The sequence below is a fragment of the Aurantimonas sp. E1-2-R+4 genome (assembly GCF_036549515.1).
Taxonomy (GTDB): Bacteria; Pseudomonadota; Alphaproteobacteria; order Rhizobiales; family Rhizobiaceae; genus Aurantimonas; species Aurantimonas coralicida_A.
In genome coordinates, this window is the sequence record NZ_JAZHLK010000003.1 from 118,822 (window position 1) to 140,940 (window position 22,119).

The window sequence follows — 22,119 nt, forward strand, 5'->3', positions numbered from 1 at the left end:
TCGACGTCGATCATCCGCCAACCCATATCCCGTACGACACCATAAAGGACCGCCGGCTTCATGGATACGCAAATGGATAGGCCCGTCCGACCGTTTCGCCCGCCGGCGCCGATTCCGCACGCCGAACCCCTCGGTTTCGCGAGCTTCCTGAAGACGGCGTCCCGCAATCCGATCGAGATCTGGGGAACGCGCGCTTTCAAGGAGCCCTACATCCGCGGCACCTGGCTGGGCGTGCCCAACATCGTCGTCAACGATCCGAAGGGCGTGCGCCACTGCCTAGTCGAGAACGCCGCCAATTACGTCATGCAGCCACTGCGCCAGCGCATCCTGCGCCCGCTGCTGCGCGACGGGTTGCTGACTGCGGAGGGCGCGCTGTGGCGGCGCACCCGCAAGGCCATCGCGCCGGTGTTCACGCCAAGGAACATCGCCGGCTTCACCGAGACGATGCAGGCGCGCTCAGAGGTCTTCGCCGAGCGGCTGGCCGGCCGGGTGGGCGAGACGGTCGACGGCAGCCACGAGATGACGCTGCTCACCTTCGATATCCTGCAGGCGACCCTCTTTACCGACGATATCGCCGGCGACGGCGAGACCTTCGCCACATCAACCCAGGCGTTTCTCGGCTCGATGGGCCGGGTCGACCCGCTCGACCTGCTGGGCGCGCCCGCCTTTCTGCCGCGCTTGCGCCGCCTCAGGGGTCGGCGGTCGATGACGTATTTCCGAAGCTTGATCGCGGCGACGATCGAAGGCCGCCGCGCCCAGATCAAGCGTGATCCGGCCGGCGCACCGAACGACCTTCTGTCGCTTCTGATCAAGGCCGACGGCCTGTCGGCGGACGAGATCGAGGACAATATCATCACCTTCATCGGCGCCGGCCACGAAACGACGGCGCGCTCGCTCACCTGGACGCTGTACCTGCTCAGCCAGGCGCCAGCCGAGCGGGCGGCGGTCGAAGCCGAGTTGGACAGCGTGCTGCCGACGCTGTCGCATCCGAGCGAATGGGTCGACCGCCTGGTCCACACACGGGCCGTGTTCGAGGAGGCGCTGCGGCTTTACCCGCCGGCCCCCTCGTTGAACCGGACCGCGCTGGCGCCGGACCGCGTCGGCGACGTCGAGATCCCGGCCGGGGCAACGGTTCTCGTCATGCCGTGGCTGATCCACCGCCACGAAATGCTCTGGGACCGGCCCGACCATTTCATTCCGAGTCGCTTTCTGCCCGGCAACCGCGAGACGATCGACCGCTATCAATACTTGCCCTTCGGCGTCGGACCGCGTGTTTGCATCGGGGCGAGCTTCGCGCTGCAGGAAGGCGTCATCGCGCTCGCCGCTCTGCTCAAACATCTGCGGTTCGACTACGCTGGAAGCGGCCCGCCGGAGGTGGTTCAGCGAATTACGGTGCAGCCGCTCGGCGGCCTGCCGCTGCGCGTCGCCAAGCGATAGCAAGGAGGCCGGACCCGCCGGTTCGCCACCTTCGATCCGTCTGCCACGGCCGCATTCGAACGGTGGCTCTTGCACTTGGACGCGTCAGAGGTCATAATCCTACTTCGGGTATTTGCAGACCCGGAGTCTGGCTGACGTTCCGCCACCGAAAAATCGGCGGTTTGCCTGGTTTTGCTGTGCAATGACCGGAGCGATGAGAACCAAACCTTTCGCCGAAACCGTGTGAAATTCCGAATCTCCGGCCGCAGCGTGTTGCTGTGTCCATACAACCATAGAAGTCTATCGCGTCGCGCGAAACTTCCAGCAGAGCCCAGACAGGGCAGCGACGAAAGGTTTATCCATGAGCCAGACCGGCACCGTCAAGTTCTTCAACGAAGCCAAGGGTTTCGGATTCGTTACGCCGGACGGCGGCGCGAAGGACGTTTTTCTTCACGTCTCCGCGCTTGAGCGCGCAGGCATCTCCTCGCTCAACGAGGGCGACAAGATCAGCTTCGACACCGAGCCCGACACCCGCGGCAAGGGTCCGAAGGCGATCAACGTCCAGCGCGCCTAACACGTTAAGGTACGACCGGCGGGGTCCGCTCCGCCGGTCGTACCGACCGAAACTTTATTTCGGGTCGCTCCGCGTCTCGGTGCCAAGTGATCGAAAGTCGAGATGATGGAGAATTCCCGAAAGGCGCGCGAGCGCGCCGAAGCAGCGCTTTCGGGTCCGCCGGAACGACCGGCCAAGGGTTCCGCGGTCGGCATCATCGCCGCAGAATCGCTGGCGACCCAGGAAAAGACGGCGCGGCTCAAGAAGCTCCGTATGGAGCGGGATGCCGCCGAGGCACCGAAGGCCGTCAAGGCGAAGACTACTAAGGCAAAGGCGAAGACGACTGCGTCGAAGCCACGCGCAAAGAAATCCGCCGGCTGACTGATCGTCGCCGGCCATGTGGCGGTCCCGCCCTCTCCCATTGCGAGGAGAAGCGGCGCGAGGCCCTTAATAACCGATCAGTGAGGAGTCGTTTTGAAAGTCGACGTCAGAGACAACAATGTCGATCAGGCCCTTCGGGCTCTGAAGAAGAAATTGCAGCGCGAAGGCGTCTTCCGTGAAATGAAGGCGCGCCGCGCCTATGAGAAGCCGTCCGAGCGACGCGCTCGTCAAAAGCAGGAGGCTATTCGCCGCTCCCGCAAGCTTGCTCGCAAGCAGGCGCAGCGCGAAGGTCTCGTTCCCGGTCCGAAGCGCAAGCCGCCCCGCGCCGGCGCAGCGCGTCCGGGTGCCGCAGGGTCCGGCGGCGCGAGCACGGGCTATTCCGGTGGCGACGCCCCACGGCCATACAACACGGCCGGCTGACCAGTCTCTTTTTTGGTTTGTCTATTCGATTGCCCGGTGGCCGCAAGGCTGACCGGGCAATCGCGTTTTTACGGTTGCATCGACGCCGTGGTCCGGCCACGCGTCACTGCCTACTCCTCGTCACCCAGCCCTTCGAACAGCGCCGTCGACAGGTACCGCTCGGCGAAGGACGGGATGATCACGACGATGTTCTTGCCCGCCATCTCGTCGCGTCGACCGACGCGGATCGCGGCCGCGAGCGCCGCGCCGGATGAAATTCCCACCGGAACGCCTTCCAGCCGCGCGACCAGACGCGCCAGCTCGAAGGATTCCTCGTTCGAGACCTGGACGACCTCGTCGTAGACCTCGCGATCGAGGATTGCCGGGGCGAAACCGGCGCCGATCCCCTGGATCTTGTGCGGCCCGGGAGCCCCGCCCGACAAAATCGGCGATGCCTCGGGCTCGACGGCGATGACCTTGAGGCCCGACTTCTTCTGCTTCAGCGCCTGGCCGGCGCCGGTAATGGTGCCGCCGGTGCCGATGCCGGCCACCAGCACGTCGACCTCGCCCTTGGTATCGTTCCAGATTTCCTCGGCGGTGGTGACGCGGTGTATTTCCGGGTTGGCCGGGTTCTCGAATTGCTGGGGCATCACAGCGTCCGGGATCTCGGCGACGAGTTCCTCGGCCTTGGCGATCGCGCCCTTCATCCCCTTGGCGCCCTCGGTCAGCACCAGGTCCGCGCCAAGCAGCCGCAACATCTTGCGCCGTTCGACCGACATCGTCTCGGGCATGGTCAAGATCAACCGATAGCCCTTGGCGGCCGCCGCGAAGGCGAGCGCGATACCGGTGTTACCCGAAGTGGGCTCGACCAATGTCGTCTTGCCCGGCGTGATCCGGCCGTCGGCTTCGAGTTTCTGGATCATCGCGACGCCGATACGGTCCTTGACGCTGGCGATCGGATTGAAGAATTCGAGCTTGGCGAGAAGATGCGCCTTGACGCCCTTTTCCTTCGCCAGCTTGTCCAGGCGGACGATCGGCGTATCGCCGATGGTGTCGACGATGGAATCGTAGATACGCCCCCGCCCCCGCGTCCACGCCCTGCTGTCGTTTGCGGCTTTGTCCATGGCTTGGTTCTCCCTATCGCGTCGTGGCTCAGTCGCAGCCGGCCGCTCCATCAGCTGTAAAGCTTATGGCGAAAAACCACCGGATGTGAGGCCGTGTCATCCAAACCGCGGCCGTCCGATAAAAAAGCATACCCCAAGTGCGCCAAAGCGCCATCGAACCGATGGCACAATACGAGCGAAGCATCGAATTGTCCGGATCCCGCCAACGCGATCTTATGACAATTGCGGGAGAACGGAGGCTCGGTGCAGGTAAATCCGCCGGCCGAGAAACCAGCGAGATCACCGTTGCGCCCTGCCTTTGCCCATATCCGAACTATCTGCGGCGAATTTCTCGTGCTGGTCGCTGCGATGACGCTGATGTCGGGGACGGCGGGGTTCTATCTATTCCGCGGGTTCGGACAACCGGTCATGATGACGGCGGCGCTTTTCGCGTTCGCCGTGCCGCTGGTGACCGCCCTTCCCTATGTCGTTTATCTGGCTGTCCGGTTGAACAGCCTGATGTCGGACAATGCCGGCCTCCAACGCGCCGCCACGACCGACCGGCTGACGGGACTTCTCAACCGGGCCGGCTTCGAGGGCGAGATCCGACGCCACATCGCGACACTTGACAGAAAGCAGCAGGGCGGCCTGATGCTGCTCGTCGTGGACGCCGACAATTTCAAGCAGATCAACGACCGGCTGGGGCATCCAACCGGCGATCAGGCCTTGAAGGCGATCGCGACCGAGCTGCGTCATTCGATCCGCGTCGGCGACGCCTTGGGCCGGATCGGCGGCGAGGAATTCGCCATCTCGCTGCCCTGCGCCAATATCGGACAAGGCCGGACGGTGGCCGAGCGCCTGCGGCTGGCCATCAACGCGATCAGCGTCGGTGAAGGTGACGACACCATCCGGCTCTCGGTTAGCGTCGGCGGCGCGTTTTCCGCGGCGCCGCAATCCTTCGATGTCATCTATGCAGCCGCGGACAGCAATCTCTACCAGGCCAAGCAGGCTGGCCGGAACCGCAGCACCATCTCGGCGATGGGGAACGCGCATGGCTATCTTCGCGACGCGGGAAAATCGGTCCCCGCCACCCCCTGACAGCCCCGGCCGGTCACCCGGTTCCCGTCGAACCGAAACCACCGTCACCCCGCTCGCTAACCGCAAGACTTTGTCGCTCACCGAACTCTGCCTGGACGACCGGCGCGACGACCATCTGCGCGATCCTGTCGCCGCGCGCGACGGTGAATGCCTCCTCGCCCAGATTGACGAGGATGATCTTCACCTCGCCGCGATAGTCGCTGTCGATGGTGCCGGGCGTATTGAGGACCGTGACGCCGTGCTTGGCGGCCAAGCCGGAGCGCGGCCGCACCTGAACCTCGTAGCCCGCCGGAATCTCGAAGCTCAGGCCGGTCGGCACCAGCGCCCGCGCGCCGGGAGCCAGGGTCAGCGGTTCCTCCAAGGCAGCGCGAATGTCCGCCCCGGCCGCGCCATTTGTCGCGTAGGCGGGAAGCGGCAGATCCGCGCCATGGGGCAGACGGCACATGCCGATCGTTGGCGCGCTCAAGGACGGTCACCCTCTGTCAGGCGGGCGGCGATCCATGCCGCAAGGCGCCGCGCGACTTCTGTCTTGTCGAGCTTGGGCCAGTCCTCGACGCCGTCCCGCGTGACGATATGCACGGTGTTTGCCATGCCCCCCATGACGCCGGTCGCGGCCGACACGTCATTGGCGACGATCGCGTCGGCGCCCTTTCTGTCCAGCTTTGCACGTGCATTCGCCAGGAGATCGTCGGTCTCGGCCGCGAAGCCGACAACGAGGCGCGGCCGCAATTGCGAGTGGCCGATGGTCGCCAGGATGTCCGGATTCTCCGTCAAGGCGAGCGCCGGCGGGCCGCCGTCGCCCTTCTTGATCTTGGCCTCACCCTCCGCGACCGTCCGCCAGTCGGCGACGGCGGCAACGAACACCGCGGCGTCTGCCGGAAGCGCCGCCTCGACGGCTTGCAGCATCTCGCGCGCGGTCTCGACACGGCGCATGGCGACACCGGGCGGATCTGCGATGGCGACGGGGCCGCTGACCAGCGTCACCTCGGCCCCCAATCCGGTAAGCGCTGCGGCGATGGCGTGTCCCTGCCGCCCGGACGAGCGGTTGGCGAGGTAGCGGACCGGGTCGATCGGCTCGTGGGTCGGGCCTGACGTGACCACGATGCGGCGACCCGCGAGCGGCTTGGCCCCACCGTCCAGCACAGCCTCCAGCGCCGCCGCGATCTCCATCGGCTCGGCCATGCGGCCAATTCCGGCCTCGCCCGCCTCGGCCATCTCGCCGGCATTCGGCCCGACGAAGCGGACGCCATCGGCGGCCAGCACCTGATGATTGCGGCGCGTCGCCGGATGCGCCCACATCGCCGGGTTCATCGCCGGCGCCATCAGGATCGGCGCCTTCGCCGCGAGCAGCACGGCGGTGGCGAGATCGTCGGCCAGGCCATTGGCGCAGCGCGCCATCAAATTGGCCGTCGCCGGCGCAACGAGAATCGCATCGGCCTCGCGGGCCAGACGGATATGGCCGACATCGTGCTCGTCCTCGCGGTCGAACATATCGTCGAACACCTTGGAGGCCGACAGCGCGCCGACCGCGAGCGGCGTCACGAACTCCTTGGCCGCCGCCGTCATCACCGGCGTCACGCGCGCGCCGCGCTCGCGCAGGCGGCGGATGAGGTCCAGCGTCTTGTAGGCCGCGATGCCGCCGCCGATAATCAGAAGGACGCGCTTTCCGTCGAGCCCGCTCATGCCACCAGCGCCGGTTCGATGTCGGTGTGGAAGAAATCGTCGCCCTTGAACAGCAGCGGCGCGTCGAGCGACCGGGCCAGCGCATAGGAGAAGCAATCGCCGAAATTCAGCCGCGCCGGGCTGCCCGACCCGCGGCCGAAGCGGCGATAGGCCTCGATGGCAAGATCGGCCTGGCGGACGTCGAATGGATGTGTTCGCAACGCCATATCCTCCATCATCTCATGCAGCCGCCGCACACCTTGCGATCCATGCTGGCTGCGGATCACGATCGCTGTCTCGACGAACGTCGCTGCGGAAATCGAAACGTCGTCATCGTTCACGATCAGGCGTGTGATCCGCTCGGCCTCCGGTTCGGCATTTGTGACCGCCACGATCGCCGAACTATCCACGACGATCACTCGACGAAATCCCAAAGTTCGTCGGTGAACGTCTTCTGGTCGAAAGGCCGATCGGGCTTGCGTCCCAGCGACAGGATGCGCCGGACACGCGCCTCCCGCGCCTCCACGCTTTCCCCCTGGCCGGCAGGCCGCCCGTCGACCGAGGCGCCGAGAATCGTGCGCGCCTCTTCCTCCATGGACCGGCCGTGTTCGGCCGCGCGCATGCGCAGCTTCCGTTTCACGTCCGCATCGAGATTGCGAATCGTCAGGCTGGCCATCCTCGCCTCTCGTCTAGCTCTTACCAGCCAATCTAAGTTCCGGATGATTGCAATGCAATCAAAGGGGTAAGCCGGATCATCGGCATCCCGGTTGCGCTCAAAATATCATCGAGATCGCAATCGACAGCAGCGACACGGCGATCACCCATTGGGCGACACGACCACTGATGATGCTGGTTCGCTTCTCCGTGGCGAGGTCCGTGAGCGTATCGTCGTTCAGCCGGATACCGTTTTCGATCAGATCCGGCATCTGCTTGGCGAGGATTTCCAGCCCGACCGCGAGATCGGGCGCGCGGTGCAGCAGCCGCAGCATCGCATCGACACCTGCGCGGGCTTCCCGCAGCTTGGCCGCCGGCCCGAGCTCTTCGAGGATGTAGTCAGACACCACCGGCTCGGCGGCAACCCACATGTTGAACTTCGGGTCGAAGGTGCGTGCGACGCCTTCCACGACGACCATGGTCTTCTGCAACAAGACGAGTTCGGGCCGGGTCTTCATGTCGAACAGCTCGGTGACCTCGAACAAGAGCGCCAAGAGGTGGCCCATCGAAATCGTCTCGGCGGGCTGGCCATAGATCGGCTCGCCGATCGCGCGAAGCGCCTGGGCGAAGCTGGCGACGTTCTGGCTGCGCGGCACGTACCCGGCCTCGAAATGCAGCTCAGCCACGCGCAGATAGTCGCGGCGAATGAAGCCGTAGAGGATCTCGGCGAGGAAGCGCTTGGATTCCGCGCTGAGCCGGCCGACGATGCCCAGATCGACCGCGATCACCGTGCCGTCCGGGCCGACGAACAGATTGCCCTGATGCATGTCGGCATGAAAGAAGCCGTCGCGCATGGCGTGGCGCAGGAACGATTGCACCACGGTCACGCCGATCTGCTTCAGATCATGCCCGGCCATCGCGATCGCGGCGACATCGCTCATCTTGATGCCGTCGATCCACTCCATGGTGAGGACGTCGCGGCCGGTGCGCTCCCAGTCGATCGTCGGCACCCGAAATCCGAAATCGTTCGCCGTGTTTTCGGCCATCTCGGACGCCGCGGCCGCCTCCAGCCGCAAATCCATCTCGATCCTTGTCGACTGGGCGAGCGTCTCCACCACCGCCACCGGACGCAGCCGGCGCGACGAGCGCACGTAGCGCTCCAAAAAGCGCGCGATGGAGGCGAAGGTCTCCAGTTCATGCAGAAAGCGGACGCGGACGCCGGGCCGGACCACCTTGACGGCGACGAAGCGCTCGCTGCCGTCGGCGTCGCGAATACGCGCCTTATAGACCTGGGCGATCGATGCCGCGCCAACGACCTCGCCGAGCTCCAGAAAGAGTTCGTCGACGCGCCGCCCGAGCGTCGTCTCGATCTCGATCACAGCCAGCGCCGTATCGAAAGGCGGGACCTTGTCCTGAAGGCTGCCGAGTTCGCTCGCCGCCGCCGCTCCCACAAGGTCCGGCCGGGTCGCCAGAAATTGGCCCAGCTTGACGTAGGACGGCCCCAGACGGTTCAACGCGCGCGACAGATTGTCGGAGCGTTCCCGATTTTCAGCCGAGCCCCGCTCGATCAATCGCGCGAAGCGGTGCAGCAGCGCCGGCCCGGGCGGCAGGCCCTCGGCGGGAAACGAGCCGATGACGCCCTCGCGGGCGAGAACAAAGACAGCGCGGACGAGGGCGATCGTGCCGGAAATGGGATTGGCCAAGAGTCTTTCCGCCCGATCGGTTCAGAGCTTCCAGCCGGAATGGATGGCGGCGATGCCTCCCGACAGGTTGCGATAGGCGACGCGCTCGAAGCCGGCGGCGCGAATGGCCGCAGCAAAATTCGCCTGGTTGGGAAAGCGCCGGATCGACTCGACCAGATACTCGTAGGATTCGCGATCGTTGGCGACGGCCTCGCCGATCCTCGGAATCGCCTTGAACGACCACGCTTCGTAGACCCGGTCGAGAACCGGCATGTCGACCTCGGAAAATTCCAGGCACAGGAACCGGCCGCCGGGCTTGAGCACCCGATACGCCTCGCTCAAGGCCTTGTCGATCCGCGGCACGTTACGAATGCCGAAGGCGATCGTGTAGGCATCGAAGCTCATATCGGGGAGCTTCAGTTCCTCGGCATTGCCTTCGACGAAAACCAGATTGCCGTCGAGCCGCCGCTTCGCTGCCCGTTCGGCACCGACGCCGAGCATCGAGGCGTTGATGTCGAGAACGGTGCCCTCGGCGCGCCGCCGCGATGCCTCGACAATGCGGAAGGCGACATCGCCGGTGCCGCCCGCCACGTCGACAAACCGCCAGCCGGCGCGATGCGGCGGCGCCAGCCAGGCGACCATGGCGCTCTTCCAGGCGCGATGGAGGCCGGCCGACATCAGGTCGTTCATCAGGTCGTAACGCTCGGCTACGCGGTGGAAGACATCGTTGACGCGCGCCTGCTTCTCCTCCCGGCCTGCCACTGTGGCATAGCCGTAGGAGGTCTCCATCGCTTCGGCTCCGGTGACACGGGTTCGCGACATGGGACGGCCCCTTACATTGCATCGCATCGACCGGATGCGGATATTGGAACGGCGAACCCGCGCCGGTCCTGCGAGAGACAGGGAGAGGCGAAGTTCGACAGGCGCTTCGATCGGAAGCGCTGCATCAATCAGGGACTTAATCGAAAATGCCGGAATTGCCAGAGGTGGAGACGGTGCGCCGCGGCCTTCTTCCCGTTGTCGAAGGCGCGCGAATCGAGCGGGTGGTGCTCGGGCGGCCCGACCTGCGCTTTCCGTTGCCGGCGCGATTCGCCGAGCGGCTGGGCGGCCGGCGGATCGAAAGTCTCGGACGACGGGCCAAATATCTCGTCGCCGACCTGGAGGGCGGGCTGGTGCTAGCCATGCATCTCGGCATGTCGGGCTCGTTCCGGATCGAAGTGCCGCAAGGCGACAGCGTTCCCGGCGCGTTCGCGCATCCGCGGTCCGACGTCCGACGCCACGATCATGTGCGCTTCGATATGATCACACGCAATCTCGCACCGGCCTCGATCATCTATAATGACCCGCGCCGCTTCGGCTACATGACGCTGATCGAGCGCGCCGAACTGGCGGAACACCCGCATTTTCGCGGCCTCGGCATCGAACCGACGGGCAACGGGCTGTCCGGACAGGCGCTCGCTCCGCTCTTTGCGGGCCGCAGCGCGCCGCTGAAGTCCGTGCTGCTCGACCAGCGGATCATCGCCGGCCTCGGCAACATCTATGTCTGCGAGGCGTTGTGGAGGAGCCGCCTGTCGCCGCGGCGGGCTGCCGGAACGCTGGTGAAAAAGGACGGCACCGCCAGCCAGCGGCTGGAAGCCCTCGCCCTCAATATCCGCGAAACGATCGCCGATGCCATCGCGGCGGGCGGTTCATCGCTGCGCGATTATCGCCAAGCGGACGGATCACTCGGCTATTTCCAGCATCGCTTCGCCGCCTACGACCGCGAAGGCGAGCCCTGCCGGAACGCGGCTTGCCGCGGGATCGTCAGCCGCATCGTCCAGTCGGGGCGCTCGACCTTTTTTTGCCCGGCCTGCCAACGCTGACGATGGCAAAACGCGGACGCAGCACGATGTTGCGGGCAGGTCGCGCGGCTCCAAGCCGGCTGCGCCTGGTTGCTGCCCAGTCCATCCGCCTTGCCGACGACCACATTCGCCGATCCGCCTTCGCGCCGGATATTGACGGCCCCCGACGCATCTGCCTATAAGGGCTCGACTTTCGGCGGCGCTTCATGGCGCGGCCCGTTTTTTCGTGCTGCCGCGTCGCTTGAAGGCGCAAGCCGCACTCCACCCGATCCGACCGACACGGTTACGATAGAGAGAGACGATCCATGGCCAATACCCCTTCGGCCAAGAAGGCCACGCGGAAGATCGCGCGGCGTACCGCCATCAACACCAACCGCCGCAGCCGCGTGCGCACCTTCCTGCGCAACGTCGAAGAGGCGATCACCGCCGGCGACAAGGACGCGGCTGTCTCGGCATTCCGGATTGCCGAACCGGAACTGATGAGTGCCGTGTCCCACGGTGTGTTTCACAAGAACACGGCGTCGCGGAAGGTCTCCCGCCTTGCCCATCGCGTGAAGACGATCGGCGCCGCCTGATCTGAACGGCGCGTCACACCCGAGTCGATGACCGGGTAACTGGATGATGACAAAGCCCTGGCTTCGGCCGGGGCTTTTTGATTCCAAGGCCGAGACTGGCCATCCGATGACAATACGAACGGCCTCAGCGCGGACCACCGCTCATACCAACCTGCGGTGATAGGGACCTGTTCGATGGAGCTGAACGGGCTTGTCCGGCCAGCCCACCGAAGGCCGGGCGCTCGCCGCGCCTGGCTTCGTCGCCAGGTGCGGGAAATGGCCGGTCGAATGGGTCCTATCACCGCAGGTTGGTATAAGGCCGACGGGGATCGACAGCGGGCACCCGCGCCGCGTCCCAGCTCGGCTCGCCACCCGCCCCTGGCCGTGGGCACCGCGACGATTCGACGGGCACAGCTCGCCCGTCGCCGTTGGCACATGTCCTGTTTTCGCGATTCGCAGCCGCATTCGCGGGCGTTTTGGTCGACTTATCACAGTGCTTTCGCCCCCGGCGGACACCGAACCACGCCATCCACAAGACGGGTCCAGAAAAGTGTATCGATTCCAGTCGCTTGCAGAAGGTCAGTGAACGCTTATGCATTGGCGGTCCGGGAGCTTTTTGAGTTCCCGGGAGTCAAGCAGGCCCGCCACAATTTTTTCATATTTATTCTTCCCCTCCGAGGCGTCGACGCCGGGATCGGGGAAAGCCCCGTGAGCAAAGTGTTTAGCGTGACATCGCCGCACGACCCGCATGGCGAGTCTGCAACAGGCGCCCTACTCGCATAACGATTCAGGCTGGACTCGGCTTGCTCACCGCCGCGCCGTTTCGTAGTTTCCCCCTCGAAGCAAGTGCGGGGAAAGACGAAATGCGGGGACAATCCAGGTTATCCAAAACTTCCTGGAATTTGTGGAAGGTTACGACCCTTAGGGTCGCTCCCGCATAAATTTAGTATCCGGTCTTTTCACGATTTATCCGAGTAAAAACGAGCGTTGGGCGAACCCTGGCGCAGCAAACTTCTGTGCCCATACGGGACAGAGGCAGGGGACCTTTTTGCATGTCTAAAGACTACAGAGGCGATGTTTCACCTGGGGAGTGCTGGTCAGCGCTCGCAGAGAAACCGGACGCCCTGCTCGTCGACGTCCGCAGCACTGCCGAGTGGGCCTATGTCGGATTGCCGATGCTCTCTTCGCTCGGCAAGACGCCGCTGCTCGTCGAGTGGCAGAGCTTCCCTTCGATGGCGGTGGATCCGGCCTTCGCGGAGAAGCTCGCCGATCAGGTCGAAAAGACGGGCGGAACTCCGACCTCGCCGATCTTCTTCCTCTGCCGGTCGGGCGTCCGCTCGATCGCCGGCGCGGTGGCGCTGACCGCCCATGGTTATGAGAATTGTTTCAACGTCCTCGGCGGCTTCGAAGGGCCGCCGGACGCGGAAGGACATCGCGGGCGGAAAACCGGTTGGAAAGCGGAGGGTTTGCCTTGGGCACAGAATTGAGTCTTCGCCGGCGCGTAACAGCTGTGAGTCCGAATGGGGACGGGACCCACGCGCTGCGCCAATCACCAACCAACAACAATGATTTCGGGGCAGGTATGGACGGCGGCGCGAGGGGCACGGCAGAAATTATGGAGCGGGTGAACGCCCGGCTAAAAGCGCAACTCGGACAGGACATCTTCGCCAGCTGGTTCCAGCGGATGAAACTCGATTCGTCCGGGAAGGGCGTCTGCCGGATTTCGGTGCCCACGGCGTTTCTGCGCAGCTGGATTCAGTCGCATTACCACGACCTGCTGACCGAGATCTTCAGCGCCGAAGTGCCGGGAACGCTGCGCGTCGACATCGCGATCCGCAGCGCCGTTCGCGGTGGCGGCGTCACGATTCGCCAGGCGCGCATCGCGGGCCAGAGCGAGCCGCAGGTGGCGCGGGTTGCGGAACCGGCGCGCAGGGCCGTCGCCGGCTCCCCGGCACCAGCAAAGGCGTTTCCTGGCGGCGACGCTCGAACCCCCGCTCTATCCCAGAGCGCCGAGTTCGGCTCGCCCCTCGACCCGCGCTACGTTTTCGACACCTTCGTGGAAGGCGCCTCCAACCGGGTCGCCCTCGCCGCCGCGCGAGCGATCGCGGAGAACGGGCCGCAGTCGGTCCGCTTCAACCCGCTGTTCATCCACGCTGCCGTCGGCCTCGGCAAGACCCACCTTCTCCAGGCGATCGCCAATGCGGCCTCGCGCCGTGAGGACCGGCCGCGCGTCGTCTATCTGACGGCGGAATATTTCATGTGGCGTTTCGCGACTGCGATCCGCGACAACCGCGCCCTCGATCTCAAGGAGACGCTGCGCGGCATCGACATATTGATCATCGACGACACCCAGTTCCTGCAAGGCAAATCGATCCAGCAAGAGTTCTGTCATCTTCTGAACGCGCTGGTCGATTCGGCGAAACAGGTGATCTGCGCCGCCGACCGCCCGGCGATGGAGCTGGAATCGCTCGACCCGCGCGTCCGCTCGCGGCTGTCGAACGGCGTCACGCTTCAGATCGCCGTGCCGGACTACGAAATGCGCCGCTCGATCATCGGGAGCCGGGCCGCGGCGATGCGAGCCGAGGATCCGAGTTTCGATATGCCCGAACGGGTGATCGACACGATCGCCGAGCGCGTCGCCGGCTCCGGTCGCGATCTCGAAGGGGCGTTCAACCAGATCGCCTTCCGCCACTCCCTCGGCCAGCCGCTCTCGGCGGAACATCTGGACGATCTGCTCAACCAGCTGACCCGGGCCAATATCGAACGGCGGGTTCGCGTCGAGGACATCCTGAAATTCGTCTCGCGCCACTACAATGTGACGCGCACCGACCTTTTGTCGGCGCGCCGCACCCGGACCATCGTGCGGCCACGTCAGATCGCCATGTATCTCGCCAAGACCATGACGCCGCGCTCGCTCCCCGAGATCGGCCGGCGCTTCGGCGGCCGCGACCACACCACGGTGCTGCACGCGGTGCGCAAGATCGAGGGCGAGCGCGCCAATGACGAGAAGCTGTCGGAGGAACTCGATCTGATCCGCCGGATGATCGAGGAATAGGCCCCGTCCAGATCCCGGTCCGGTACCGCACGCGGCGGTCGGCGCGCGATGCAGCGCGCCGCTTGAGCTAGAAAGCCGCCGCTTTTGGCTTTCCATGTGCGGTGCAAATCATTAAGACCATCGAACCCGGAACCGGCGCCGCCTCCCGTGGCGCCTGCCCCGAACAAAACGGCCTTCGTCATGCGTATCATCATCGAACGATCCAACCTCCTGAAGTCGTTGGCCCACGTCCACCGGGTCGTGGAACGCCGCAACACCATCCCGATTCTTTCGAACGTGCTGTTGAAGACCGAGGACGGCGCGCTTCGCCTGAAGGCCACCGATCTCGACCTGGAGATCACCGAAAGCGTCGCGGCCACCGGCGAGCAGGAAGGCGCAACGACGGTCCCGGCGCATCTGCTCTACGACATCGTGCGCAAGCTGCCGGACGGCGCCGAGGTCAAGCTGTCGACCAATGCCGACGGCAACCAGATGACGGTCTCGTCGGGCCGCTCGAATTTCCGTCTCCAGTGCCTGCCCGAATCGGACTTTCCCGATATCACCGCCGGAACGCTGAGCCACGCCTTCACGATCAAGGCGGCGGAATTCGCGCGGCTGATCGACCGGACGCATTTCGCCATCTCCACAGAGGAGACTCGCTACTATCTCAACGGCATCTTCCTCCACACGATCGAAGCGGACGGCGACCTCAAGCTGCGGGCGGTTGCCACCGACGGCCATCGCCTGGCGCGCGCCGAGATGGCGGCGCCGGCCGGGTCGGAGGGCATGCCCGGAATCATCATACCGCGCAAGACCGTGGGGGAGCTGCAAAAGTTGCTCGGCGACGGCGAGGACGACGCGGCGATCGAGGTCGAACTGTCCGACGCCAAGATCCGCGTGACGATCGGCCCGGTCGTCCTGACCTCGAAGCTGATCGACGGCACGTTTCCCGACTATCAGCGCGTCATCCCGCAGAACAACGACAAGGCGCTCACCCTCGACCGGCAGAGCTTTTCGGCCGCCGTCGACCGCGTGTCGACGATTTCGTCCGAGCGCGGACGCGCGGTCAAGCTCGCGGTCAGCGATTCCCAGCTGACCCTCACCGTCAACTCGCCCGATTCGGGCACAGCGACCGAGGAACTGGCGGTCGGCTACGATTCCGATGACATCGAGATCGGTTTCAACGCGCGTTATCTTCTCGACATCACCGCCCAGCTCACCGGCGACGAAGCCGTCTTCATGCTTGCCGATGCCGGTTCCCCCACGCTCATCAAGGACGGCGGCGACGACGCCACACTTTACGTCCTGATGCCGATGCGGGTCTGACTGCCGCCACGGTCTTGACCGGGAAACCCCAAACCGGCGACGCAGCTGGGACACAATCCGGCTTACCGGTTGTCCGACTGAGCGAATTGCGGCTTGCCGATTTTCGCAATTACGAGACCCTGCGCCTGACCTTCGACCGGGGCTTCGTCGCCTTCGTCGGCGATAACGGCGCTGGCAAGACCAATCTCATCGAGGCGGTGTCGCTGCTGACGCCGGGACGCGGCCTGCGCCGAGCGACCTATCAGGACATCGCGCGCAAGGGCGCCAGCGGCGGGTTTTCCATTCGCGCCGGGCTGGTTTCGCTCCACGGTGAGACAGACGTCGTCACCAAGGTCCAACCCGATCCGGCTGGTCCGGCAACGCGGACGGTGCGGATCGACGAGACTGCTGCCAAGAGCGCCGACGAACTGCTCGACCTGTTGCGCATTCTCTGGCTGACACCGGCAATGGACGGGCTGTTTACCGGCCCGACGGGTGACCGCCGCCGCTTCCTCGACCGCATGGTGCTGGCGGTCGATCCGACCCATGGCCGCCGCGCGGTGAACTACGAGCGCGCCATGCGCTCGCGCAACCGGCTGCTTTCGGACAACCGCATGGATGATTCCTGGCTGAGCGGAATCGAAGCACAGATGGCCGATCTCGGCGTCGCAATGGCGCTGGCGCGGGCCGAACTCGTCGGAATGCTGGTCGGGATGATCGACCAGTCCGGCGCCGACAATCCCTTCCCCAGGGCAGGCCTCGATCTGGCGTCCGGCTATGGCGATAGCGATCTGTCCCGTCCCTCGGCCGATATCGAGGACGAGGCACGCACGCGGCTGCGCGCCGGTCGCCATGCCGACCGGGCCGCCGGCCGCACTCTGCTCGGCGCTCACCGGGCAGACCTTTCCGTCGTCCACCAGGCCAAGGCGATGCCGGCGGCGCTGTCCTCGACCGGCGAGCAAAAGGCGCTGCTCATCGGCCTGGTGCTGGCCCATGCCCGGCTGGTCGCCGCCGTCTCGTCGCTGCCGCCGATCCTGCTGCTTGACGAGATCGCCGCCCATCTCGATCCCGGTCGCCGGGCGGCGCTGTTCGATCTGATCGCCGAGCTTGGCGTACAAGCCTTCATGACCGGCACCGATGCGAGCCTGTTTGACGCCCTCGGCGACAGAGCCCAGATGCTGGAGGTGACGGCGGGCACGATCCGCCCAGCCGCCGCGACCGGTGCGACCGGTGCGACAAGTGCGGAATCGGAGCAAGGACGATGAGCGACAAGCCTCTCGACGCCCAGGAACTTGAACGCTATGCCCGCCACATCGTGCTGCCGGAAATCGGTGGGCCGGGCCAGCAGAAACTGAAACGGGCGCGGATCCTCGTCGTCGGCGCCGGCGGCATTGGCTCACCGGTCGTCTTCTATCTCGCGGCGGCCGGGATCGGCACGATCGGCATCGCCGACGACGACACGGTGTCGCTATCGAACCTGCAGCGTCAGGTGCTGCACCGGACCGCCGATGTCGGCCGGTCGAAGCTCGACAGCGCCACGGACGCGGTCGCGGAACTCAACCCGCATGTCACGGTCGTGGCCCATCCTCTGCGCCTCGACGCCGACAACGGCCGCGACATCGTCGCCGGCTACGACCTCGTCATCGACGGCTCGGACAATTTCGCCACCCGCTACGCCATGGCCGATGTGTGTGCGGCCGCGCGCCGGCCGCTGGTCACCGCCGCGGTCAACCGATTCTCGGGCTCGCTGACCGTGCTGAAGCCGTACGAGGCCAACACGGACGGGCAGCCGAATCCGGGCTATCGCGATCTCTTCCCCGAAGCGCCGCCGGCCGGGCTGGTGCCGTCCTGCGCCGAGGCCGGTATTCTCGGCGTCACCCCGGGCGTCCTCGGCACGCTCGCCGCCAGCGAGGCGATCAAGCTCGTCTGCGGGGTCGGCGAGCCGCTGGTCGGGCGGTTCCTCATGATCGATCTTCTGACCATGCGCATCGAGGAAATCCGCTACCGCCGGCGACACGGGCCTTCCGTATCGCCGTAAGGAGACCTATCGGAATCGGACTCGGCGTCCTTGCGGATGCCGAGCCTTGGGTCGCCGTCCGTGCCTCAGCGCAGGTGATGGACCTCCTGCAGCCCGTAGACTGGCGTTTCGAGTCCCTCCATCCGGGCCTTCAGCTGCAGCGACAGATAGAGCGAATAGTGCCGCGACTGGTGCAGATTGCCGCCGTGGAACCAGAGATTGTCCTGCTGCGTCGGCTTCCAGATGTTGCGCTGTTCGCCCTCCCAGGGCCCCGGATCCTTCGGCGTGTCGGAGCCAAGGCCCCAGACCTTGCCGACCTTGTCCGCCACTTCCTGGCTGATCAGATCGGCGGCCCAACCGTTCATCGAGCCGTAACCGGTGGCATAGACGATCAGATCGGCCGGCAATTCCGTCCCATCCTTGAACGCCACACCGGTTTCGGTGATCTCCTCGATCTCGACGCCGCTCTTCAGCTTGATCTTGCCGTCGATGATCAACTGGCTCGCGCCGACATCAATGTAATAGCCCGAGCCGCGGCGCAGATATTTCATGAACAGGCCGGAATCGTCGCTCCCATAGTCGAGCATGAAGCCCGCCTTCTCCAGGTCGCGATAAAAGTCCGCGTCGACCTCGCGGATCTTGTCGTAGACCGGAATCTGGAACTCGTGGAGAATCCGGTAGGGCAGCGACGCGAAGATCATGTCGGCCTTGTTGGTGGTGACGCCGCTCTCGACCGCCCGCTCGGAGTACAAATCGCCGAGGCCGTACTCCATCAGCGAGTCCGACCGCACGATGTGGGTAGTCGAGCGCTGCACCATGGTGACGTCGGCGCCGGCCTCATAGAGCGCGGCACAGATGTCGTGGGCGGAATTGTTCGAGCCGATGACGACGGCCTTCTTGCCCTTGTAGGCGTCGGGACCGGGATGCTTGGAAGAATGGTGCTGCTCGCCCTTGAAGCGGTCCATGCCCTTGAAGTCCGGGACGTTGGCCTTGCCCGACATGCCGGTCGCCAGCACTAGCTGCTTCGGGCGAAGCGTCACCTCTTCGCCATCGCGATCGACGACGACGGTCCACTCGCCGGTCGCTTCGTCGCAGGAAGCGCTCTTGCAGGTCGTCTTCGACCAGTAATTGAGCTCCATGATCTTGGTGTACATTTCCAGCCAGTCGCCGATCTTGTCCTTCGGCGCGAAGACCGGCCAGTTCTTCGGAAACTCCAGATAGGGCAGATGATCGTACCAGACCGGGTCGTGCAGGCAGAGCGACTTGTAGCGCTTGCGCCAGGAATCGCCCGGCCGATCGTTCCGCTCGACGACGATCGTCGGCACGCCGAGCTGGCGCAGCCGCGCGCCCAGCACGATGCCGCCCTGGCCGCCGCCGACGATCACTACATAGGGCTGCGTCTTGTAGCCGAGCTCGGCCGCTTCCTGCTCCTGCTTCTCGAGCCAGGATTTCCGGTTCATCGACGAGCCGTGCTCGGCGCCCATCGGCCGGCGATGGTGCATCGGCTCCTCGAATCCCTTCAGCTCGGTCATCGCGGTCAGCAGGGTCCAGGCCTTGCCGTCCTTCAACCGCAACAGGCCGTTGCCGCGCGCGACGCCGGTCTCGAAGGCGATCCAGGCCGTGGTCACGCCGCCATCCTCGGTCGGCTCCTCGGCGATCTGAAAGTTGTTCGGCTTCACCGCATCCAGTTGCGACGACAGCATGTCACGCACGCCGCCAGGCCCCTCGACGGTCTTGATGTTCCAGGTGAAGGTCACGAGATCCCGCCAGAAGCTCGTCGCCGCGAACAGATCCGCCGCCGCGTCGACATCGCCCGTCGACAATGCGCCTTCGAACGCGCTCAACCATCTTTCGACGGATTTTCGGGCTTCGCTCTTTCCGGCCGCCGGCCGTTCCAGCGTTTCGCTCATTGTTCCGCTCCATGTTCCACCCGTGCCCTCGTCAAGAGTTCACCGCCGGGAGCGCGCTGTCCATCCGTTTTTGAAAAATGCCGCCGGGCCGTCCGCGCGGGGAAGGACGTCACCGATCGGCAAGATTACTTCTCGCAGAGCTTGCGGCGGCCGCGATAGGGCTGGAACGTGCAATCGGAAGTCCGGAAGGACCGGTACGCGCGCGAACAGGCCCGGACGTTGCACTGCGGCGCCCCGGCGCTCTCGCCGGCGATCATCTCGGCGATGCTGGCCGGACGCGAAGGCGTCTCCGCCGCCGGTTCCATCGGCGCAGAATCAGCAGGGGCGGTCGGCGCCGCGGCCACCGGTTGCATCGCTCCGGCGGCCTGCTCCATGAAGCTCTTCCAAATCGTCGCCGGCAATTGTCCACCGGTCACGCCGTCCATCGGCGTGCCGTCGTCATTGCCGACCCAGATGCCGACGGTCAGCGCCTCGTTGAAGCCGACGAACCAGGCGTCGCGCGATTCCTGGCTGGTCCCGGTCTTGCCGGCGGCGAAGCCGTCGAGCGCCGCCGCCTTGCCGGTTCCCTTGTCGACAACGAGCTTGAGCAAGCCGACAAGGGGATCCTGCAAGGGCCCCAGTTCACGCTCCGGGCGCTTCGATGGGCCGATGCGAAAGCTCTGGCCGGCGCCGTCGACGGCGAAGGAGGCGATCCCCCAGGGCTCGATCGGCGTGATCCCGGCGCGCACCGAGGCATAGGCCCCTGTGAGATCGAGAAGCGTGACCTCGGACGCGCCGAGGGCAAGGCTCGGCGTTTCGGTCAGGTCCGCGTCGATGCCGAGATCGCGGGCGGCGGCCGCGACCTTGTCGATGCCGACATCCATCGCGAGGCGCACCGTCGCCGCGTTCAGGGATCGGGCGAACGCCTCGGCCAGCGTGACCCTGCCGCGATATTTGCCGCTATAGTTCTCCGGCTTCCAGCCATCGATCTCGATCGGCGCATCCTCGATACGGTCATTCGGCGAGAGGCCGGCGCGCAGCGCGGCGTAATAGACGAACAGCTTGAAGGTCGAGCCTGGCTGACGCTTGGCGGCGACCGCGCGGTTGAATTTGGAAGCGGTATAATCGCCACCGCCGACCATGGCGACCACCGCTCCGTCGGGCCGCAGCGCGACGAGCGCTGCCTGGCCGACGCCCTTTTCGGCACCCCGCGCGGCGAGGGCCTCGGACACGACTTGCTCCGCCGCGGCCTGAAGCTCCGGGACCAGCGTGGTCTTGACCTCGATGCTGCCGCGAAACGGGCCGGCGATCTCACGAGCATCGGAGATCACCCAGTCGGCGAACCAGGAGCCGCCGCCCATGTCCGGTCGGCTGGGGCTGAGCTGTGTCGAACCAAGCTTGGCCGCCGCGATTTCCGACGGCTCGAGGTATCCGGCATCGCCCATCGCATTCAATACGACGCCAGCGCGCTCCTTCGCTCCCTCCAGATTTTCCAATGGGTTGAGCTGCGACGGCGCCTTGATCAGGCCGGCCAGCATGGCACTTTCGGCCAGTGTCAGTTCGCCCACCGACTTGTCGAAATAGACCCGCGCGGCGGCCGGCATCCCGGTCGCGCCGGCGCCCAGATAGACATTGTTGAGATAGCGCGCGAGGATCTCGTCCTTGGACAGGCGCGTCTCGATCCAGAACGCCAGGAAGGCTTCCTGGATCTTGCGCTTCAGCGTGCGATCCCGCTCCAGATAGCTGATCTTGAGGAATTGCTGGGTGATCGTGCTGCCGCCTTGCACCACCTCGCCGGCGAAGAGATTGCGGGTCAAAGCCCGCGCGACACCACGAAAATCAAGCCCCCAATGCCGGTAGAAGCGGCGATCCTCAATGCTGAGGACGGCCTCGACCAGATGGTCGGAAAATTCGTCCAGCGGCGCGTAGCTCCCCTGATAGGGGCCTTGCTGCACCAAGGCCTGACCATCGGCCGCCTGCAGAACCACCACCGGCTCGCCGGTTCCCTCGGCGATTTCGGCGAACGGCACGTCGTAGAGCGCCCAGGCGGCGACTCCTGACAAAAGCAGGAAGCCGGCGACGAAGACGACGCCCAGAATGGATGCGACGCGGCCGACGCTCCAGGTTCGCCGGACGGGTCGATTGCGCCAGTTCGCGCGAAACGTCTTCGCCCGCGCGCCGGTCGCGGCGGCCAGTCCGCGCCAGTCGGTGTCTCGGAGCGATTGCGAGGTCCTGGCGCTGAACCGGCTCAGGCCTCGGCCGGCCTGACGTCCCAGCACGGCGGCTTTGGCGGCGAGCCACCGTCCGAGCCGTGCAAGGTCGGCCATCAGCGCCTTGCGAAAGACGGCAAAAGCCTCACCCGTCTGCGCCGCCGGAACCGGCGCATTGTGATCGCTACCGGTCGAACCGCTCTCCCCGGAGGCCCGCGAGGGGCCATGATCATCGTTCGCGTCCGGCATCAAATCTCACTCGTTTTACAGGCAACGCGGCATATGGCGCTGGCGGACTGGGAATAGTCGCGCGCGGGGGAT

21 protein-coding genes are annotated in these 22,119 nt (G+C 65.4%); 12 read left to right on the top strand and 9 right to left on the bottom strand.

Annotation, left to right across the window (positions count from 1 at the left end; genetic code table 11):
* Window positions 1–72 precede the first annotated feature (72 nt).
* The 4 genes from VQ045_RS02760 to rpsU all read left to right on the top strand — a co-directional run bounded on the left by VQ045_RS02760 (window position 73) and on the right by rpsU (window position 2,770).
* Window positions 73–1,437: a cytochrome P450 gene (locus VQ045_RS02760; protein ID WP_331829080.1), complete on the top strand. Its 1,365-nt coding sequence runs from the start codon at window positions 73–75 to the stop codon at window positions 1,435–1,437.
* A gap of 340 nt (window positions 1,438–1,777) precedes the next feature.
* The gene (locus VQ045_RS02765; protein WP_163043081.1) at window positions 1,778–1,990 is read left to right on the top strand and encodes a cold-shock protein; all 213 of its coding nucleotides are present in this window, start codon (window positions 1,778–1,780) and stop codon (window positions 1,988–1,990) included.
* 102 nt (window positions 1,991–2,092) lie between these two features.
* Entirely contained in the window at window positions 2,093–2,350 is a 258-nt protein-coding gene (locus tag VQ045_RS02770) for a hypothetical protein (RefSeq protein ID WP_331829081.1), read from the top strand.
* A 93-nt stretch (window positions 2,351–2,443) separates the two neighbouring features.
* The gene (gene rpsU / locus VQ045_RS02775) at window positions 2,444–2,770 is read left to right on the top strand and encodes a 30S ribosomal protein S21 (protein ID WP_327624377.1); all 327 of its coding nucleotides are present in this window, start codon (window positions 2,444–2,446) and stop codon (window positions 2,768–2,770) included.
* A 110-nt stretch (window positions 2,771–2,880) separates the two neighbouring features.
* On the opposite strand, the gene cysK is transcribed toward rpsU, so the two are convergent.
* A complete protein-coding gene (gene cysK / locus VQ045_RS02780; RefSeq protein ID WP_331829082.1) occupies window positions 2,881–3,873 on the bottom strand; it encodes a cysteine synthase A in 993 nt (330 codons plus the stop codon).
* A gap of 285 nt (window positions 3,874–4,158) precedes the next feature.
* Here cysK and VQ045_RS02785 point away from each other — a divergent pair, with 285 nt between their 5' ends.
* Window positions 4,159–4,950 carry a GGDEF domain-containing protein gene (locus tag VQ045_RS02785; RefSeq protein ID WP_331829083.1) on the top strand — a complete coding sequence of 264 codons (792 nt, stop codon included), beginning with the start codon at window positions 4,159–4,161 and terminating at the stop codon, window positions 4,948–4,950.
* A gap of 13 nt (window positions 4,951–4,963) precedes the next feature.
* On the opposite strand, the gene dut is transcribed toward VQ045_RS02785, so the two are convergent.
* From dut to ubiE, 6 genes are all read right to left on the bottom strand, one after another.
* Window positions 4,964–5,395 (bottom strand): dUTP diphosphatase, encoded by a 432-nt coding sequence (gene dut / locus VQ045_RS02790; RefSeq protein WP_327624405.1) that lies wholly within the window; start codon window positions 5,393–5,395, stop codon window positions 4,964–4,966.
* A gap of 17 nt (window positions 5,396–5,412) precedes the next feature.
* On the bottom strand, window positions 5,413–6,633 hold the full coding sequence (gene coaBC, locus VQ045_RS02795) for a bifunctional phosphopantothenoylcysteine decarboxylase/phosphopantothenate--cysteine ligase CoaBC (RefSeq protein WP_331829084.1): 1,221 nt from the start codon (window positions 6,631–6,633) through the stop codon (window positions 5,413–5,415).
* Complete coding sequence (locus VQ045_RS02800) at window positions 6,630–7,031, bottom strand: type II toxin-antitoxin system VapC family toxin (RefSeq protein WP_331829085.1); 402 nt, start codon at window positions 7,029–7,031, stop codon at window positions 6,630–6,632. Before VQ045_RS02800 ends, coaBC begins: the two co-directional genes overlap by 4 nt.
* Window positions 7,028–7,288 (bottom strand): FitA-like ribbon-helix-helix domain-containing protein, encoded by a 261-nt coding sequence (locus VQ045_RS02805; RefSeq protein ID WP_327645205.1) that lies wholly within the window; start codon window positions 7,286–7,288, stop codon window positions 7,028–7,030. Before VQ045_RS02805 ends, VQ045_RS02800 begins: the two co-directional genes overlap by 4 nt.
* 97 nt (window positions 7,289–7,385) lie before the next feature.
* Window positions 7,386–8,969: a 2-polyprenylphenol 6-hydroxylase gene (ubiB, locus tag VQ045_RS02810; protein ID WP_327645204.1), complete on the bottom strand. Its 1,584-nt coding sequence runs from the start codon at window positions 8,967–8,969 to the stop codon at window positions 7,386–7,388.
* A gap of 21 nt (window positions 8,970–8,990) precedes the next feature.
* Window positions 8,991–9,770 carry a bifunctional demethylmenaquinone methyltransferase/2-methoxy-6-polyprenyl-1,4-benzoquinol methylase UbiE gene (ubiE, locus tag VQ045_RS02815; protein WP_327645203.1) on the bottom strand — a complete coding sequence of 260 codons (780 nt, stop codon included), beginning with the start codon at window positions 9,768–9,770 and terminating at the stop codon, window positions 8,991–8,993.
* Between the two features lie 146 nt (window positions 9,771–9,916).
* Between ubiE and mutM the strand changes: the two genes are divergently transcribed.
* The 7 genes from mutM (at window position 9,917) to VQ045_RS02850 (ending at window position 17,720) form a co-directional block, all read left to right on the top strand.
* Window positions 9,917–10,810, top strand: a complete 894-nt coding sequence (mutM, locus tag VQ045_RS02820) for a bifunctional DNA-formamidopyrimidine glycosylase/DNA-(apurinic or apyrimidinic site) lyase (RefSeq protein ID WP_331829086.1) — start codon at window positions 9,917–9,919, stop codon at window positions 10,808–10,810.
* Window positions 10,811–11,094: 284 nt separating this feature from the next.
* On the top strand, window positions 11,095–11,364 hold the full coding sequence (gene rpsT / locus VQ045_RS02825; protein ID WP_327624387.1) for a 30S ribosomal protein S20: 270 nt from the start codon (window positions 11,095–11,097) through the stop codon (window positions 11,362–11,364).
* A 1,031-nt stretch (window positions 11,365–12,395) separates the two neighbouring features.
* Window positions 12,396–12,830, top strand: a complete 435-nt coding sequence (locus tag VQ045_RS02830; RefSeq protein WP_331829087.1) for a rhodanese-like domain-containing protein — start codon at window positions 12,396–12,398, stop codon at window positions 12,828–12,830.
* 95 nt (window positions 12,831–12,925) lie between these two features.
* Complete coding sequence (gene dnaA / locus VQ045_RS02835; protein ID WP_327624390.1) at window positions 12,926–14,398, top strand: chromosomal replication initiator protein DnaA; 1,473 nt, start codon at window positions 12,926–12,928, stop codon at window positions 14,396–14,398.
* Window positions 14,399–14,578: 180 nt separating this feature from the next.
* On the top strand, window positions 14,579–15,703 hold the full coding sequence (dnaN, locus tag VQ045_RS02840) for a DNA polymerase III subunit beta (RefSeq protein ID WP_327624391.1): 1,125 nt from the start codon (window positions 14,579–14,581) through the stop codon (window positions 15,701–15,703).
* 86 nt (window positions 15,704–15,789) lie between these two features.
* A complete protein-coding gene (recF, locus tag VQ045_RS02845; protein ID WP_442879819.1) occupies window positions 15,790–16,947 on the top strand; it encodes a DNA replication/repair protein RecF in 1,158 nt (385 codons plus the stop codon).
* Window positions 16,944–17,720 carry a HesA/MoeB/ThiF family protein gene (locus VQ045_RS02850; protein WP_327624406.1) on the top strand — a complete coding sequence of 259 codons (777 nt, stop codon included), beginning with the start codon at window positions 16,944–16,946 and terminating at the stop codon, window positions 17,718–17,720. Before recF ends, VQ045_RS02850 begins: the two co-directional genes overlap by 4 nt.
* A 65-nt stretch (window positions 17,721–17,785) precedes the next feature.
* Here the strand turns inward: VQ045_RS02850 and VQ045_RS02855 are convergent, their stop codons facing one another.
* Together VQ045_RS02855 and VQ045_RS02860 are read right to left on the bottom strand one after the other, a co-directional pair.
* Window positions 17,786–19,609 (bottom strand): NAD(P)/FAD-dependent oxidoreductase, encoded by a 1,824-nt coding sequence (locus VQ045_RS02855; protein ID WP_331829089.1) that lies wholly within the window; start codon window positions 19,607–19,609, stop codon window positions 17,786–17,788.
* A 125-nt stretch (window positions 19,610–19,734) separates the two neighbouring features.
* A complete protein-coding gene (locus VQ045_RS02860; RefSeq protein ID WP_331829090.1) occupies window positions 19,735–22,047 on the bottom strand; it encodes a PBP1A family penicillin-binding protein in 2,313 nt (770 codons plus the stop codon).
* Between the last annotated feature and the right edge of the window lie 72 nt (window positions 22,048–22,119).